Annotated in this window: 17 protein-coding genes; 7 read left to right on the plus strand and 10 right to left on the minus strand. The window is 68.7% G+C overall.

The genetic code is table 11. The features are described 5' to 3' along the window. Positions 1-85 precede the first annotated feature (85 nt). From A5758_RS15465 to A5758_RS15480, 3 genes are all read left to right on the plus strand, one after another. Entirely contained in the window at positions 86-1,912 is a 1,827-nt protein-coding gene (locus A5758_RS15465) for an acyl-CoA dehydrogenase (protein ID WP_067741560.1), read from the plus strand. A gap of 88 nt (positions 1,913-2,000) precedes the next feature. Then, complete coding sequence (locus A5758_RS15475) at positions 2,001-2,792, plus strand: DUF5666 domain-containing protein (protein WP_197503955.1); 792 nt, start codon at positions 2,001-2,003, stop codon at positions 2,790-2,792. Positions 2,793-2,905: 113 nt separating this feature from the next. Continuing rightward, positions 2,906-3,643, plus strand: coding sequence for a DUF5666 domain-containing protein (locus tag A5758_RS15480; protein ID WP_197503956.1), 738 nt, complete (start codon positions 2,906-2,908; stop codon positions 3,641-3,643). 21 nt (positions 3,644-3,664) lie between these two features. Here the strand turns inward: A5758_RS15480 and A5758_RS15485 are convergent, their stop codons facing one another. From A5758_RS15485 to A5758_RS15515, 7 genes are read right to left on the minus strand one after another with little or no spacing between them, the layout of a single operon-like run. After that, positions 3,665-4,012 carry a metal-sulfur cluster assembly factor gene (locus A5758_RS15485; protein WP_066958214.1) on the minus strand — a complete coding sequence of 116 codons (348 nt, stop codon included), beginning with the start codon at positions 4,010-4,012 and terminating at the stop codon, positions 3,665-3,667. After that, entirely contained in the window at positions 3,987-4,487 is a 501-nt protein-coding gene (gene sufU / locus A5758_RS15490; RefSeq protein WP_067741563.1) for a Fe-S cluster assembly sulfur transfer protein SufU, read from the minus strand. Before sufU ends, A5758_RS15485 begins: the two co-directional genes overlap by 26 nt. Further along, positions 4,484-5,731 carry a cysteine desulfurase gene (locus A5758_RS15495; RefSeq protein WP_067741567.1) on the minus strand — a complete coding sequence of 416 codons (1,248 nt, stop codon included), beginning with the start codon at positions 5,729-5,731 and terminating at the stop codon, positions 4,484-4,486. Before A5758_RS15495 ends, sufU begins: the two co-directional genes overlap by 4 nt. A gap of 2 nt (positions 5,732-5,733) precedes the next feature. Further along, complete coding sequence (sufC, locus tag A5758_RS15500) at positions 5,734-6,516, minus strand: Fe-S cluster assembly ATPase SufC (protein ID WP_067741576.1); 783 nt, start codon at positions 6,514-6,516, stop codon at positions 5,734-5,736. Next, on the minus strand, positions 6,513-7,727 hold the full coding sequence (gene sufD, locus A5758_RS15505) for a Fe-S cluster assembly protein SufD (protein WP_067741579.1): 1,215 nt from the start codon (positions 7,725-7,727) through the stop codon (positions 6,513-6,515). The genes sufC and sufD overlap by 4 nt, the downstream gene beginning before the upstream one ends. Continuing rightward, complete coding sequence (gene sufB, locus A5758_RS15510) at positions 7,724-9,172, minus strand: Fe-S cluster assembly protein SufB (protein ID WP_067199882.1); 1,449 nt, start codon at positions 9,170-9,172, stop codon at positions 7,724-7,726. The genes sufD and sufB overlap by 4 nt, the downstream gene beginning before the upstream one ends. After that, positions 9,169-10,008, minus strand: a complete 840-nt coding sequence (locus A5758_RS15515; protein ID WP_231987332.1) for a metalloregulator ArsR/SmtB family transcription factor — start codon at positions 10,006-10,008, stop codon at positions 9,169-9,171. Before A5758_RS15515 ends, sufB begins: the two co-directional genes overlap by 4 nt. 127 nt (positions 10,009-10,135) lie before the next feature. Between A5758_RS15515 and A5758_RS15520 the strand changes: the two genes are divergently transcribed. Further along, entirely contained in the window at positions 10,136-10,426 is a 291-nt protein-coding gene (locus A5758_RS15520; RefSeq protein ID WP_067199886.1) for a hypothetical protein, read from the plus strand. Positions 10,427-10,468: 42 nt separating this feature from the next. Here A5758_RS15520 and A5758_RS15525 read toward each other — a convergent pair whose 3' ends face one another. The 3 genes from A5758_RS15525 to A5758_RS15530 all read right to left on the minus strand — a co-directional run bounded on the left by A5758_RS15525 (position 10,469) and on the right by A5758_RS15530 (position 12,167). Further along, on the minus strand, positions 10,469-11,299 hold the full coding sequence (locus A5758_RS15525; protein ID WP_067741582.1) for a HugZ family protein: 831 nt from the start codon (positions 11,297-11,299) through the stop codon (positions 10,469-10,471). A gap of 94 nt (positions 11,300-11,393) precedes the next feature. Further along, positions 11,394-11,528, minus strand: coding sequence for a hypothetical protein (locus A5758_RS26395; protein WP_255377742.1), 135 nt, complete (start codon positions 11,526-11,528; stop codon positions 11,394-11,396). A gap of 33 nt (positions 11,529-11,561) precedes the next feature. Next, a complete protein-coding gene (locus A5758_RS15530; protein WP_067741585.1) occupies positions 11,562-12,167 on the minus strand; it encodes a hypothetical protein in 606 nt (201 codons plus the stop codon). A gap of 103 nt (positions 12,168-12,270) precedes the next feature. Between A5758_RS15530 and mptB the strand changes: the two genes are divergently transcribed. Genes mptB through A5758_RS15545 form a run of 3 tightly spaced genes read left to right on the plus strand, consistent with a single transcriptional unit; the run spans position 12,271 to position 15,691 of the window. Then, positions 12,271-13,983 (plus strand): polyprenol phosphomannose-dependent alpha 1,6 mannosyltransferase MptB, encoded by a 1,713-nt coding sequence (mptB, locus tag A5758_RS15535; RefSeq protein ID WP_067741829.1) that lies wholly within the window; start codon positions 12,271-12,273, stop codon positions 13,981-13,983. Beyond that, entirely contained in the window at positions 13,980-14,915 is a 936-nt protein-coding gene (locus tag A5758_RS15540; protein ID WP_156622652.1) for an ABC transporter ATP-binding protein, read from the plus strand. The genes mptB and A5758_RS15540 overlap by 4 nt, the downstream gene beginning before the upstream one ends. Further along, on the plus strand, positions 14,912-15,691 hold the full coding sequence (locus tag A5758_RS15545; protein WP_067741588.1) for an ABC transporter permease: 780 nt from the start codon (positions 14,912-14,914) through the stop codon (positions 15,689-15,691). The genes A5758_RS15540 and A5758_RS15545 overlap by 4 nt, the downstream gene beginning before the upstream one ends. The last annotated feature ends 88 nt before the right edge of the window (positions 15,692-15,779 follow it).

A 15,779-nucleotide genomic window follows, 5' to 3' on the forward strand; every position in this document is an offset into this window, starting at 1 on the left:
GTAGGTTACGGTTGCGTACGTTTTCCCACGTCGGACAGACTGATGCGGACGATTCGCCGCCTCAGGGACCAGTGAGGAAATCGCGTTGGGCCACTACATCGCTAACGTCCGTGATCTCGAGTTCAACCTGTTCGAAGTGCTCGGCGTGGGCGCTGTGCTGGGCACCGCAAGCTATAGCGACCTCGACGTGGAAACGGCGCGAACGATCCTGGCCGAAGCCGCCCGCCTGGCGGAGGGCCCGGTGGCCGAGTCCTTCGCGTTCGCCGACCGCAACCCGCCGGTCTTCGACCCCGCCGAGCACACGATCACCGTGCCGGACGAGTTGGTCAAGACCGTGGAGGTGATCAAGGAAGCCGGCTGGTGGCGACTGATGCTCGACGAAGAGATCGGCGGCATGGCGGCACCGCCACCGCTGGCGTGGGCGGTCAACGAAATGATCCTCTGCGCCAACCCTTCCGCCAACTTCTTCTGCCTCGGCCCGTTGATGGCACAGGCCCTGTACGTCGAGGGCAACGAGGAGCAGCGACGCTGGGCGGCGGAGGGCGTGGAGCGCGGCTGGGCGGCCACCATGGTGCTCACCGAGCCCGACGCGGGCTCCGACGTCGGCGCCGGTCGGGCCAAGGCCATCGCACAGCCCGACGGCACCTGGCATATCGAGGGCGTCAAGCGGTTCATCTCCGGCGGGGACGTGGGCACCACCGCCGACAACGTCTTTCACCTGGTGCTGGCCCGGCCGGAGGGCGCCGGCCCGGGCACCAAAGGGCTTAGCCTCTTCTACGTCCCGCAATTCCTGTTCGACCCGGACACGTTCGAACTCGGCGCGCGCAACGGGGTCTTCGCCACCGGGCTGGAACACAAAATGGGGATCAAGTCCTCCCCGACATGCGAATTGACCTTCGGTGCAACAGATTCGCCCGCCGTCGGTTACCTGGTCGGCGACGTGCACAACGGGATCGCGCAGATGTTCACCGTGATCGAGCACGCGCGCATGACGATCGGCGTGAAGGCCGCCGGCACCCTGTCCACGGGCTATCTGAACGCGCTGGCCTTCGCCAAAGAGCGGGTGCAGGGCGCAGACCTGACGCAGATGGCCGACAAGACCGCGCCGCGGGTCACCATCATCCACCACCCCGATGTGCGCCGCAGCCTGATGACGCAGAAGGCCTACGCCGAGGGTTTGCGGGCGCTGTACCTCTACGCCGCCGCGCACCAGGATGACGCTGTGGCGCAACATGTTTCGGGGGCAGACCACGGGATGGCGCACCGCGTCGACGACCTACTGCTGCCGATCGTGAAGGGCGTGAGCTCCGAACGGGCCTACGAAATCCTCACCGAGTCGCTGCAGACGCTGGGCGGTTCGGGCTTCCTGCAGGACTATCCCCTCGAGCAGTACATCCGGGACTCCAAGATCGATTCCCTCTACGAGGGCACCACCGCGATCCAGGCGCTGGATTTCTTCTTCCGCAAGATCGTTCGCGACCGCGGTGAGGCCCTGCAGTTCGTGACGGCTCAGATCACCGAGACCATCGATGCCTGCGACGAGGCCCTCAAGCCGCAGGCCCAACTGCTGCAGACCGCGCTCGACGAGGTCATGGCGATGACAGGCGCGTTGACCGGATACCTGATGTCCGCCGCGCAGCACGCAGGCGAGATCTACAAGGTGGGGCTCGGATCGGTGCGCTACCTGCTCGCGGTCGGCGATCTGCTGATCGGCTGGCGATTGCTGGTGCAGGCGGGGGTCGCGCACGCGGCGTTGGCCGACGCGGCCGGCACCGACGCCGCCTTCTATCGGGGCAAGGTGGCGACCGCGGCGTTCTTCGCCAAGAACATGCTTCCGAAGCTCACAGCGCTGCGCAAAGTCATCGAGTCCATCGACGGCGAGATCATGCGCGTTCCGGAACAGGCGTTCTGACCGCCCCCGCATTACACACACAGGTTAGCTACAGCTTCGACGGGTAATAACCATTCCGTTGGGTCCAACCATGATTGGAGAAACGTTGATGTCTGCCAGCTGTCCAACGCCCCGGCGCACCCGGTTCGCGATCCTCGCGGTCACCGGGGTCGCCGCGTTGTCCGTCGCCGCGTGCAGTTCGTCCAACAAAGCAACCCCGACGACGTCGACCTCGACGTCCACCTCGGTGGTGACCTCGACGACCACGTCGCCGGCCCCGGCCAGCGGCGAAGCCCGGGTCAGCGGCCTGATCGCGTCGGTGGCGGGCAACTCCATCCGGGTCACCAAGGAAGACAATTCCACCGCCGCGGTCAACTTCACCTCGACCACCAAGGTCACCGAGACCACGCCCGCCGCGCTGACCGACGTCACCTCCGGCAGCTGCGTCACCGTGCGGCCGACCCAGCCGGCCCAGGGCGGCCAGCCCGTCACCGCGGCGTCCGTGAAGGTCAGCCCCTCCGTGAACGGCGCCTGCCCGGCCAAGCCGGCGGGGCAGGGTTCGGGACCGAGTTCCACCACCCCGGCGCCCCCGGGCTCACCCGCGCCGGCCCCGAAGCCGGCCCCGGTCCGCGGCTCGGTGGCGTCGGTGTCGGGTAACACCATCAACGTCACCGGCACCGACCCCAGCGGCAACACCACGCAGACCGCGGTGACGGTCGATGGCAAGACCAAGTACAGCAAGCAGGCCTCCGCGACCGCCGATGCGATTGCGCAGGGTAAGTGCCTCTGGGCGCGCGGAACGATGGACAACGGGGGCGCGCTCCAGGCGACCAGCATCAACGTGCGGCAGGCCACCGACGGCAAATGCGGCAAGCCCAAGCAGCCCGGCCAGGGCGGCTGACCGAGGCCGAGACCGGCTGAGATTACCGTCACTCCAGGCGGGCGCGGTGGTGATAACCGCGCTCGCCTGGGTATTCGCTGGCGACGGTTAACCGCGCGATCGGAGATGTGACGATGCCTGCCACCCCGGTGAAACCCCGGCTCGCCCGGCTTGCGCTCGTAGCCGTCGTCGCGGTGATCCTGCTGTGCGTCGCCATGTGCCGTTCGAGCGACACGAAATCCAGCAGCCCCGTCAAGCCCTCGGTGCCGGCGGCCGCCCCGCCCAGCGCGGTGCCAAGCACGGCCCCGCCCCCGGCACCCCCGCCGGTTCCCAAGGACTACGCGGAGGGGCTGATCGAGTCGGTATCGGGCGGCACCATTCAGCTCAGGACGCGAACCGGAAGCGCGACGGTGGACTTCGCGCCGTCGACGCGGATCGTGCAGGTCGCGCCGGCCAAGCTGACCGACGTCATCCCCGGCAGTTGCGTCAACGTGCGGGCCACCCCGCAGAGCGCGCCGACCGGTGGCGCGATCACCGCGCAGGCGGTGACCATCACCTCCGCAGTCGACGGCAAGTGCCCGCCGCCGGCGGGCTTCTACGGCACGGTCACGTCGGTCGCTGGTGACACGATCGCGGTCAACGGCATCGGCGCGCAGGCGAACCCGACCACCGTGACGGTCGCCAACTCGACCTCATACCAGCTGCAGACGCCGTCGGACGCCCAGGCGATCGGGAACGGTAAGTGCATGGGGGCTCAGGGAATTCAGGACGCCGGCGTGCTGCACGCGATGACGATCAGCCTGCAGACGTGCCCGCCGATGGGGCATCCGCACCACCACCTGCACCTGCCGCATCTGCCCTTCCACCTTTAGCGCTTTAGGGCGGGTGCAGATTCAGACGGTAAAACCGAGGGCACGCAGCTGTTCGCGCCCGTCTTCGGTGATCTTGTCGGGCCCCCACGGCGGGTTCCACACCCAGTTGATCCGCAGCTCGTCCACCAGCCCGCTGCTGACGAGCGCGCTGCGTGACTGGTCCTCGATGACGTCGGTCAGCGGGCAGGCCGCCGAGGTCAACGTCATGTCGATCAGGGCGACGGTTCCCTCGTCGCCCTCTTCCACGTTGAGGCCGTAGACCAGTCCGAGATCGACGACGTTGATGCCCAATTCGGGGTCGACGACGTCGCGCATCGCCTCCTCGAGGTCGGCAAGGAATTCGTCATCCGGTGCGGCGGTCTCGCTCATTTTCTTCCTCCTCGAAGTCCGCGCCCCTGTCAGTGCAAGCCTGGGCCAATGCGTCCTTGAACGCCATCCATCCCAGCAGTGCGCATTTCACCCGGGCCGGGTATTTGGCCACTCCGGCGAACGCGATCCCGTCACCCAGGATCTCCTCGTCACCCTCGATGGTGCCGCGCGAGGACACCATTTCGGTGAACGCGGTGATGGTGTGCAGCGCCTCGGGCACCGTCTGGCCGATCACCTGCTGGGTGAGCACCGAGGTGGCCGCCTGGCTGATCGAACAGCCTTGGCCGTCGTAGGAGACGTCCGCGACGCGCCGGCCGTCGTCGGACAGCGCCACCCGCAGCGTCACCTCGTCACCGCAGACCGGATTGACGTGGTGGACCTGCGCGCCGAACGGCTCCCGCAGCCCGCGGTGCTGCGGATGCTTGTAGTGATCGAGGATCACGTCCTGATACATCTGCTCCAGGCGCACTGTCATTGTCTCCCAAAGAATTCGAGCGCGCGCCGCACTCCGGCCACCAGACGCTCGACCTCGTCGGGGGTGTTGTAGACGGCGAACGACGCCCGGGCGGTGGCCGCCACGCCGAACCGGCGGTGCAGCGGCATCGCGCAGTGATGCCCCACGCGCACCGCGACGCCATCGTCGTCGAGCACCTGCCCGACGTCGTGCGCGTGCACGCCGTCGACGACGAAGGAGACGGGCGAGCAACGGTTTTCCATGGCGGTCGGCCCGACGATACGCACGCCGTCGATGCCCGAGAGGCCCTCGAGGGCCGCGGCGACCAGCTCGCGCTCGTGCGCCTCGACGGCGTCCATGCCGATGGCGTCCAGATAGCGCGCGGCCGCGCCCAACCCGACCACCTGGGAGGTCATCGGCGTGCCGGCCTCGAACCGTTGCGGCGCGGGCGCGTAGGTCGACGCCTCCATCGTCACCGTCTCGATCATCGACCCACCGGTGAGAAACGGCGGCAGCTGCGACAACACCTCGCGACGGGCGTAGAGCACGCCGACCCCGTTGGGGGCCAACATCTTATGCCCGGAGAAGGCGGCGAAGTCGACGCCGAGCGCGTGCAGGTCGACCGGCTCGTGGGGCACCGACTGGCAGGCGTCCAGCACCGTCACCGCGCCCACCGCGTGAGCGCGACCGACCAGTTCGGCCACCGGCGCCACCGCGCCCGTCACGTTCGAATGATGGCTGAAAGCAACGACTTTCACGCGCCCGTCAAGCTCCAGCGAGTCCAGGTCGATGCGCCCGTCGTCGGTGACCCCGTACCAGCGCAGCGTGGCGCCGCTGCGGCGGGCCAGCTCCTGCCACGGGACGATGTTGGCGTGGTGCTCCAGCTCGGTGGTGACGATGACGTCGCCCTCGCCCACGGCCCGGTCGAACCGCTTGTCGCCCAGCACATATGACGCCAAGTTCAGCGCCTCGGTGGCGTTGCGGGTGAACACCAGCTCGTCGGCATCGGCGCCGACGAACGCGGCGATGTCCGCGCGACCCTGCTCGTAGGCGTCGGTCGCCTCCTCCATCAGCTGGTGCGCACCACGATGCACCGCGCCGTTGGAGGTGATCAGAAACTCGCGCTCGGCGTCGAGTACCTGCAGCGGGCGCTGGGACGTCGCGCCTGAATCCAGGTACGCCAACTGCTTTCCGCCGCGCATCACGCGCTTCAAGATGGGGAAGTCGGCGCGAATCGCGTCGACGTCCAGTGCTGTCCCCGTCATGCTTAAGCCCCTGCGGCCGCCGCTTCGGTGAAGCGCACGTAGCCGCTCTCCTCAAGTTCGTCGGCCAGCTCCGGCCCGCCCGATTCGACGATCCGACCCCCGACGAACACGTGCACGAACTGCGGCCGGATGTAACGCAGGATCCGGGTGTAGTGGGTAATGAGCAGGATGCCGCCGTGCTCGGCCTCGGCGTAACGATTCACGCCCTCACTCACCACCCGCAGCGCGTCCACGTCCAGACCGGAGTCGGTCTCGTCGAGGATGGCGATCTTGGGCTTGAGCAAGCCCAGCTGCAGGATCTCGTGGCGCTTCTTCTCGCCGCCGGAAAACCCCTCGTTGACACTGCGTTCGGCGAACGCCGGGTCGATGTCGAGGTCGCTCAAGGCGGCCTTGACCTCCTTGACCCAGTGCCGCAGTTTCGGCGGCTCGCCGCGGACGGCGGTCGCGGCGCTGCGCAGGAAGTTCGACATCGACACGCCCGGAACCTCGACGGGGTACTGCATGGCCAGGAACAATCCGGCGCGGGCGCGCTCGTCGACGCTCATGTCCAGGACGTTCTGGCCGTCCAGCGTGATCGACCCGGACGTCACCCGGTACTTCGGGTGACCGGCGATCGCGTAGGACAGCGTGGACTTGCCCGAGCCGTTGGGCCCCATCACCGCATGCGTCTCACCGGAATTCACGGTCAGGTTGACGCCGTTGAGGATGGGGATCTCGCGGCTTCCCTCGGGCGCGTTCGGGTCTTCGACGCTGACGTGCAGGTCTTTGATTTCCAATGTCGTCATGACGCTGTTGTCTTCTCCGTGATTTCCAGTTCGTGTTCGATGGCGGCGGTCAGGCGCTCCCGGATGTCGGGCACGGCGATCTTCGAGATGATCTCGCCGAAGAAGCCGCGCACCACCAGCCGGCGCGCCTGGTCTTCGGGGATGCCGCGGGCACGCAGGTAGAACAGTTGCTCGTCGTCGAAACGCCCTGTGGCACTGGCGTGCCCGGCGCCGACGATTTCGCCGGTCTCGATCTCCAGGTTGGGCACCGAGTCGGCGCGCGCCCCGTCGGTGAGCACCAGGTTGCGGTTCACCTCGAAGGTGTCGGTGTCGGTGGCCTCGGCGCGGATCAGCACGTCGCCCACCCAGACGGTGTGCGCGTCGGGCCGCTGCGATGTCGGATCCCCTTGCAGCGCACCCTTGTAGAGCACGTTGGACTTGCAATTGGGCTGCGCGTGGTCGACCAGCAGCCGCGACTCCAGGTGCTGCCCGTCGTCGGCGAAGTACAACCCGAGCAGTTCCGCGTCTCCGCCCGGGGCGGCGTAGCGCACGTTGGCCGACATCCGCACCACTTCGCCGCCCAGGGTGACGGCGACGTGCCGCAGCACCGCGTCCTTGCCCAGCCGGGCGTGCTGCGCGGAGAGGTGAACCATGTCGTCGGCCCAGTCCGCGATCCACACGACGGTGAGCCGGGCGGCGTCGTCGACGATGAATTCAACGTTGTCGGCGTAGGTTCCGCTCCCCCGATGGTCGATCACCACGACCGCCTCGCCGAGTTCGGCGACGCTGATCTGCAGGTGCCCGTATGCCACCGCACCGGCGCCGGGGCCCGTCACGGTGATGTTGACCGGCTCGGCGATCTGCGTGTCACGCCCGACGCTCACCAGCGTCGCGGAGTTGAACGAAGAAAATGCTTGCGCCGCAACGCGGTCGGTGGGCGCGCCGCCGCGGCCGAGTCGTTGGTCGCCGCGGCGGACGGTTTCGACCTGCAAGCCGGGCTGTTCACTGACGCTGATCTGCGCCTTGCCGGTCGCTTGAGCCGAGCCGTCGTGCAGTCCACGTAGCCGACGCAGCGGGGTGAACCGCCAGAGTTCGTCGCGCCCGCTGGGCACCTCGAACGCGTCCACGTCGAAGGACGCGAACAACTCGCCCTTGTTCAGGGCAGCAGCGGCGGTCAATTCGCGCCGCCCCACCTCATCGCTACGCTCTGCATTGTCGCTGGCGCGGGTCATCCGACCGCGCCCTCCATCTGCAACTCGATGAGCCGGTTGAGCTCCAGGGCGTACTCCATGGGCAGTTCCTTGGCGATCGGCTCGACGAAGCCGCGCACCACCATCGCCATCGCCTCGTCCTCGGTCAGTCCGCGGCTCATCAGGTAGAACAGCTGGTTGTCGCTGACCTTGGAGACGGTGGCCTCGTGGCCCATCGTGACGTCGTCCTCGCGGATGTCGACGTAGGGGTAGGTGTCGCTGCGGCTGATCGTATCGACTAGCAGCGCATCGCATTTCACGCTGGAGCGCGACCCGTGTGCGCCCTTGTTCACCTGCACCAGGCCGCGGTAGGAGGTGCGGCCGCCGCCGCGGGCCACCGACTTGGAGACGATGTTGCTCGACGTGTTCGGCGCCAGGTGCAGCATCTTGGCGCCGGCGTCCTGGTGCTGGCCCTCCCCGGCGAAGGCGACCGACAAGACCTCGCCCTTGGCGTGCTCCCCGGTCATCCACACCGCCGGGTATTTCATGGTCACCTTGGACCCGATGTTGCCGTCGACCCACTCCATGGTGGCGCCGGCCTCCGCGCGGGCGCGCTTCGTGACCAGGTTGTAGACGTTGTTCGACCAGTTCTGGATGGTGGTGTAACGGCAACGCCCACCGGGCTTCACGATGATTTCCACCACCGCGGAGTGCAGCGAGTCCGACGTGTAGATGGGCGCGGTGCAACCCTCCACGTAATGCACGTAAGCATTTTCGTCGACGATGATCAGCGTCCGCTCGAACTGGCCCATGTTCTCGGTGTTGATCCGGAAGTAGGCCTGCAGCGGGATGTCGACGTGCACGCCGGGCGGGACGTAGATGAATGATCCGCCGCTCCACACCGCGGCGTTGAGCGCGGAGAACTTGTTGTCCCCGGCCGGGATCACGGTGCCGAAGTACTGCTGGAACAGCTCGGGGCGTTCCCGCAACCCGGTGTCGGTGTCGAGGAAGATGACGCCCTGGGCCTCCAGGTCCTCGCGGATCTGGTGGTAAACCACCTCGGACTCGTACTGGGCGGCCACACCGGCGACCAGGCGCTGCTTCTCGGCCTCCGGGATGCCCAGCCTGTCGTAGGTGTTCCGGATGTCCTCGGGCAGGTCATCCCAAGAGGCGGCCTGCTTTTCGGTCGAGCGCACGAAGTACTTGATGTTGTCGAAGTCGATGCCCCCGAGGTCCGAACCCCAAGTCGGCATCGGCTTGCGCTCGAAGATGCGCAACGCCTTCAGCCGCGTCTGCAGCATCCATTCGGGCTCGTTCTTCTTCGCCGAGATGTCGCGGACCACCGCCTCGGACAGCCCGCGCTGGGCGCTGGCCCCCGCGACGTCGGTGTCCGCCCAGCCGTAGCCGTACCGGCCCAGCGAGGCGATCGCCTGCTCCTGGGTCAACGGCTCAGCAGTGGCCTTTTGGGCCTCTGGCGTGAGGGTCATAACGACGCTCCTTCGATGCTCGTGGTGTCGGTCATGTTGCGCCGCTCCTCCTCATCGCTTCGCGATGCATCGTCGCCGGCGCGGCGCGGGCTGGGCGCCGGGGTCAGAGGTACGTGAGTGGTGCAGGCGCAGTCCCCGTTGACGATGGTCGCCAACCGCTGCACGTGGGTCCCGAGCACCTCGGCCATGGCCTGCTGCTCGGCCTCACACAGCTCCGGGAATTCCTCGGCGACGTGGGACACCGGGCAGTGGTGCTGGCAGATCTGCACGCCGTGGATCGGGCCGCCGACCCGTGTCGTGGTGGCGACGTACCCGGCCTTGGTCAGCGCGCCGGCCACCCGTTCGGCGGCCGCCTCGACTTCGGCGTCGTCGTCGCTGTCCGCCGCGGGCACGCCGGACAGGATCGCGTCGATTCGACGCCGGGCGAACGTGCGGACCGCATCCTCCCCGCCGATCTCCCGCAGCTGCCGCATGGCGGCCGACGCGAGGTCGTCGTAGGCGTGCTCGAGCTTGGCGCGGCCCGCCGCGGTGAGCCGGAAACGCTTGGCGGGGCGCCCGCGACCCACCTGCTGCCAGGACGCGGCGGGCACCGCCTCGGCGTCGCCCGCCTCGATCAGGGCGTCGAGATGGCGCCGCACGCCGGCGGCCGTCAACCCGAGCCGGTCGCCGATCTCGCCGGCGGTGATCGATCCCGATTCCACCAGCAGGCGCACGATGGCGCGCCGGGTGTGGCCGTCCCGCACCGCGGCGGCCGCTGCACCCACGGCAGCGTCGTCGAGGTCGGTTCGGATTTTCACAACACCAGTGTGACGCAATTCCGGGGATCGGTCTACCAAGGGTGCCCTGAGCGGGCGTTGCGCTGGTCACACTCCGCCCACTTTGGGACCTTCGCCCATAGTGGCCGGCCCGCCGCGCCGAATAGCGTCGGCGGTGGTATTGAAATCTCCCAAAGAAGGAATTGACATGGCTCAGACGACTGAATCGAAGTCCGTCGCATCGTATTCGACCGACCTGCTCGACGAGGTACGCGAATCGGCCAAAGCCGGCCAGCACGCCGCGGCGGAGGCGCTTCGGGCGTTCCACAAGACCCTTGACGAGGCAATCCCGGAGGCCGTGCAACCGCTGCGCACCAAGATTGTCGACGCCGCTATCGAACTGGCCGACAAGCTCGTCGCCGCCCAGTATCAGTTCAACCGCAGGCTGGTCTCGACCGCGGATCGGGCGCTGAGCAAGGCTGACGGCGAACAGAAGTAGCCAGGGCGGGGGTTTTCGCCGGCTCGCCTTCGGTGATGCGGATCAACCGCCTTCATGCGGGCCGTGTTCGTCGATAGCCGGATTCGCGGCACGGGCTAATGCCGCTGTGGCCGAACGCAATTCGTTGGCGGATTCCAACCTTGCGGGAAAGCCGACCCGGGCGTAGGCCACCCCGCGGGGGGTGTGCACCCGCAGGTCCAGGCCGTAGCGGTCGACGCCGGTACACAGTGCCGTGTCGGTGTCGGGGTAGCCGCCGAAGATTCGGGCCATGGCGGCCAGCGAGTCGGCGTGGTCGGCGTTGAGATGTGCGAGGGCCCGGGCGGCCGCGGGCGCAACCGGATCCGGGGAGGCGGCCGCGTACTGATCGCCGGTGGCCGAGTCCATCCGACCGTATCCACCTACCCAGCGCACCCGCTGAACCCGTAGCACCCACAGGCTGAAGTCGCTGAAGTCCAGGTAGTGCCGGGCGGCGGGGACCGCCGTCAGGTATGCCGCCCGGGCGTCGCCGTGCTCGGACCCCGCGGGCTTCGCGACCACCCCGGCCAGGGTGATTCGGCTGCCGGCCAGCGGGTCGGTGTCGCCGCTCGCCGCCACGATCGACAGGCTGGCCCTCGGGTCCCGCGCGAGGTTGCGGCCGTGCTCGGCCAGGCTCGAGACGCACAGCACGGGCATCCCGTCCAGCAGTCCATAGGCCACCAATGACGCCCACGGGTCGCCGTCAGCGGTCAACGTGGCCAGCGTGGCGACGTTGGTGGCGGCGGCGATGCTGCGGGCCTGCTCCGCCGCGGACGGGCGGGCCTCGTTAGTCGGCGAGCGCAGGGGTGGCGGCACGGAGGGTGCGTCCCCTGGGTCGCCATGGTCGCGAATCGCCACGAAGGCGAGGCTAGCGCGAAGGGCCTTGTCAACCGGATGCAGTGCCTCGCCGCCGCGCCGAGCCCGGCCGTCGCGCCGATCTCCGTGACTCGTCTCAGCCGATCGGCCGCCACGCAACGATTACCGCGTCCCGGTACCAGCCGACCCGATTGCGGACCTGGACTCCGATGAGGTTCTGGGCGCTGACCCGGCTGTCGATGATGTGATCGTCGTCGACGTAAATGACCACGTGCGAGGCCTCGGCACTTCCGTTGGGGTGCAATTAGATCAGATCCGCGGGCTGGAACGGTCCCTCTTTCGGGATGCGTCGGCCCATCGGACCGGCGGTGCCCTCCGCCTGTTGGTGGACATTGCCGCCGAACTTGATGGCCAGGCCGTAGTTGTAGGTCCAAGCGGTGAAATTGGAACAGTCCAGACCTCGTCCCGGACCCCAGGCCGTCGGCCCGGGTGGGGCATCGGCATCGGGATTCTCTTCGGACACACCGGCATAGGTCGAGGCCGGTGGTTCCCAGCCGGGGATGTGATGGTGGCGGTATTGCAGCCCCAGCGGATTGCCGGGCGCGTAGATGTAACGCATCGCCACCGCGAGGATCCGTTCCCGCTTCCAGGCGGCGGGATCGCAACGCGCATTTTGCGGAATGCTCGGCGGCGGCAGGGCTTTTGCCCGTGGTCCCCATCCCCTGTTCACGTATTGGCCCTCGGCGTCGGTGCGGTACCACTGGGCCGGAGGATCGTCGGTTTGCGGCAGCGCGTCGCGGCTGGCGAAGTCCGCCGTCAGCGAGTCCCAGCTGCAGGAGAAGCGGTAGGACACCTCACCGTTGTCGCCGCGAGCCAACCCAGTCGGAGTTGCCAGGCACAGCACCGACATCAAGGAAAGGACCAACCGTCTTCGAGGCCTCAATGAGCCTCCGACCGGTGTGATGGCGGCGGCGAGCCAACGGGCGGGGTGCCCCGACGGCTACGCTGCTCTGATGGCAGCCCGCCACCACGTGCTGAGCTCGTCGATCGCCAGCTTGCATGGCGACGAGCAGGCGGTGGGCACGCCGCTGAACGATAGCGAGCTCACCGCGCTGCTGCGCACCCGCCTGTTCGGCGCCACCGGCACCATCCTGATGGCGATCGGCGCGCTCGGCGCCGGGGCCCGGCCCGTCGTGCAGGACCCCACCTTCGGGGTGCGGTTGCTCAACCTGCCGTCGCGGATCCAGACGGTGTCGCTGACGATGACGACGACCGGCGCGGTCATGATGGCGCTGGCCTGGCTGATGCTCGGCCGGTTCGCGTTGGGCAGCAGGCGAATGTCCCGAGGTGACCTGGACCGCACCCTGCTGTTGTGGACGCTGCCGCTGCTGATCGCGCCGCCGATGTACAGCAAGGACGTCTACTCGTACCTGGCCCAGAGCCAGATCTCTTTGGAAGGGCTCGACCCCTACCGGGTGGGGCCGGCGTCCGGACTCGGCCTGTCCCACGTCTTCACGCTGTCGGTCCCCACGCTCTGGCGGGAGACGCCGGCGCCTTACGGCCCGCTCTTCCTGTGGATCGGGCGCGGCATCTCGGCGGTCACCGGGGAGAACATCGTCGCCGCCGTGCTGTGTCACCGACTGGTGGAGCTGATCGGCGTGGGGTTGATCGTGTGGGCAACCCCGCGGCTGGCCCGGCGCTGCGGCGTCGCCGAGGTCAGCGCGCTGTGGCTGGGCGCGGCCAATCCGCTGCTGATCATGCATCTGGTCGCCGGCGTGCACAACGAGGCGCTGATGCTCGGGCTGATGCTCGCGGGCGCCGAGTTCGCGCTGCGGGGCATCGATTCTCCGCGGCTGTTGCCGGCCTCCTGGCGGCCCGGCCCCGATTGGGAGCCGCTGGGCATGCTGCTGGCCGGCGCCGTCCTGATCACGCTGTCGTCGCAGGTGAAACTGCCGTCGCTGCTGGCCCTCGGGTTCGTCACGATGGCGCTGGCCTACCGCTGCGGGGGCAACCTGCGGGCGCTGCTGCTGGCCGGCGGCGCGATGACGACGCTGTCGCTGGCGGTGATGGCGGCGGTCGGCTGGGCCAGCGGCCTGGGGTTCGGCTGGATCTACACGCTCGGCACCGCCAACGTCGTCCGCAGCTGGATGTCGCCGCCCACCCTGCTCGCCCTGGGCACCGGGCAGGTGGGGATCCTGCTGGGATTCGGCGATCACACCACCGCGGTGCTGGGGCTCACCCGCGCCATCGGCGTGCTGATCATCACGGTGATGGTGGGCTGGCTGCTGGTGGCCGTCTTCCGCGGCCGGTTGCACCCGATCGGTGGCCTGGGCGTGGCGCTGGGCGTCACCGTGCTGCTGTTTCCCGTCGTACAGCCCTGGTACCTGCTGTGGGCGATCATTCCGCTGGCCGCCTGGGCGACCCGCAGCGGATTCCGGGTGGCGGTCATCGTCATCACCCTCGTCGTCGGCATCTTCGGCCCGACGGCCAACGGGGACCGCTTCGCGCTGTTCCAGATCGTGGACGCCACCTTGGCCAGCACCGTCATCGTCGCGGGGCTCATCGCGCTGACGTACACCCGCTTGCCGTGGCGGCGGCTCCCATCCGAGGGCGCCGAAGCGCCGGAGACGGCCGCCGAAACCGCGCCCGCGCCCGAGAACGCTCAGGCCCCCCTGGCCACCCCTCGTTCCCAGGCGGTGCCCGACGCCTACGCTGATTCCACGTGAGCTCGGACGTTCCTGAAACAGTCGTGCGACTGCGCGGGGTGAGCAAGCACTACGGATCCACCACGGCCGTCGCCGATCTCGACCTCGAGGTGCACGCCGCCGAAGTGCTCGCCCTGCTCGGCCCCAACGGCGCCGGCAAGACCACGACGGTCGAAATGTGCGAGGGCTTCGTGCGCCCGGACGCCGGCACCATCGAGGTGCTCGGGCTGGACCCGATCGCCGACAACGCCCGCCTGCGCACCCGCATCGGGGTGATGTTGCAGGGCGGTGGCGGCTATCCCAGCGCCCGCGCGGGCGAGATGCTCAACCTGGTCGCCTCCTACGCCGCCGACCCGCTGGACCCGGCGTGGCTGCTGGACACCCTGGGCCTCACCGATGCCGCCCGCACCACCTACCGACGGCTGTCCGGCGGGCAGCAGCAGCGGCTCGCGCTCGCGTGCGCGCTGGTCGGCCGCCCCGAACTGGTCTTCCTCGACGAACCCACCGCGGGCATGGATGCGCACGCCCGGCTGCTGGTGTGGGAACTGATCGACGCGCTGCGCCGCGACGGCGTGACGGTGCTGCTGACCACCCACCAACTCAAGGAGGCCGAGGAGCTCGCCGATCGGCTGGTCATCATCGACCACGGGGCGACGGTGGCCGCCGGCACACCGGCGGAGCTGATGCGCACCGGCGCGAAGGACGAGCTGCGGTTCACCGCTCCGCCGCGGCTCGACCTGTCGCTGCTGACCGCCGCCCTGCCGGAGGATTACCGCGCCAGCGAGGTGACGCCGGGCGAGTATCTGGTCGAGGGCCCGGTCGACCCGCAGGTGCTGGCCACCGTGACGGCGTGGTGCGCGCGGATCGACGTGCTCGCCACCGACATGCGCGTCGAGCAGCGCAGCCTCGAGGACGTGTTCCTCGACCTCACCGGCAGGAAGTTGCGGCAGTGACCCAATCGAACGTCTTCCCCGCGGGGACCTTCACCCCCGACCCGCGACCCAGCACGGTGCCGCGGATGCTGGCCGCGCAGTTCGGCCTCGAGCTCAAGCTGCTGCTGCGCAACGGCGAGCAGCTGCTGCTGACCATGTTCATCCCGATCACGCTCCTGATCGGGCTCACGCTGCTGCCGTTCGGCTCCTTCGGGCACAACCGCGCCGCCACCTTCGTCCCGGCCATCATGGCCCTCGCGGTCATCTCGACCGCCTTCACCGGGCAGGCCATCGCGGTCGCCTTCGACCGCCGCTACGGCGCGCTCAAGCGGTTGGGGGCGACCCCGCTGCCGGTCTGGGGCATCATCGCCGGCAAGGCGCTGGCCGTGGTCACCGTGGTGTTCCTGCAGGCAATCCTGTTGGGCGCCATCGGGTTTGCGCTGGGCTGGCGGCCCGCCCTGGCCGCGTTGGCGCTGGGTGCGGCGGTCATCGCGCTGGGCACTGCGGGCTTCACCGCCCTCGGGCTGTTGTTGGGCGGGACGCTGCGGGCCGAGATCGTGCTCGCGATCGCCAACCTGCTGTGGTTCGTCTTCGCCGGGCTCGGCGCGCTGACGATGGAATCCGGGATGATCCCGACCGGCGTCAAGTGGGCGGCCCGGCTCACCCCGTCGGGCGCGCTGACCGAGGCCCTGTCGCGGGCGATGGTCCTGTCGGTGGACTGGTTCGGCATCGTCGTCCTGGCGGTGTGGGGGGCGCTCGCGGCGCTGGCGGCGCTGCGCTGGTTTCGGTTCACCTGACGGGGCGTCGAGATTGGCGCCATGGTCGTGGGGGGCGCCGCCGGAACAGCCGTCACGGCAATCTCGACGACGCGAGGGCTTACTACAG

The organism is Mycobacterium sp. 852014-50255_SCH5639931 (genome assembly GCF_001665605.1).
Lineage (GTDB): Bacteria > Actinomycetota > Actinomycetes > Mycobacteriales > Mycobacteriaceae > Mycobacterium > Mycobacterium paraffinicum.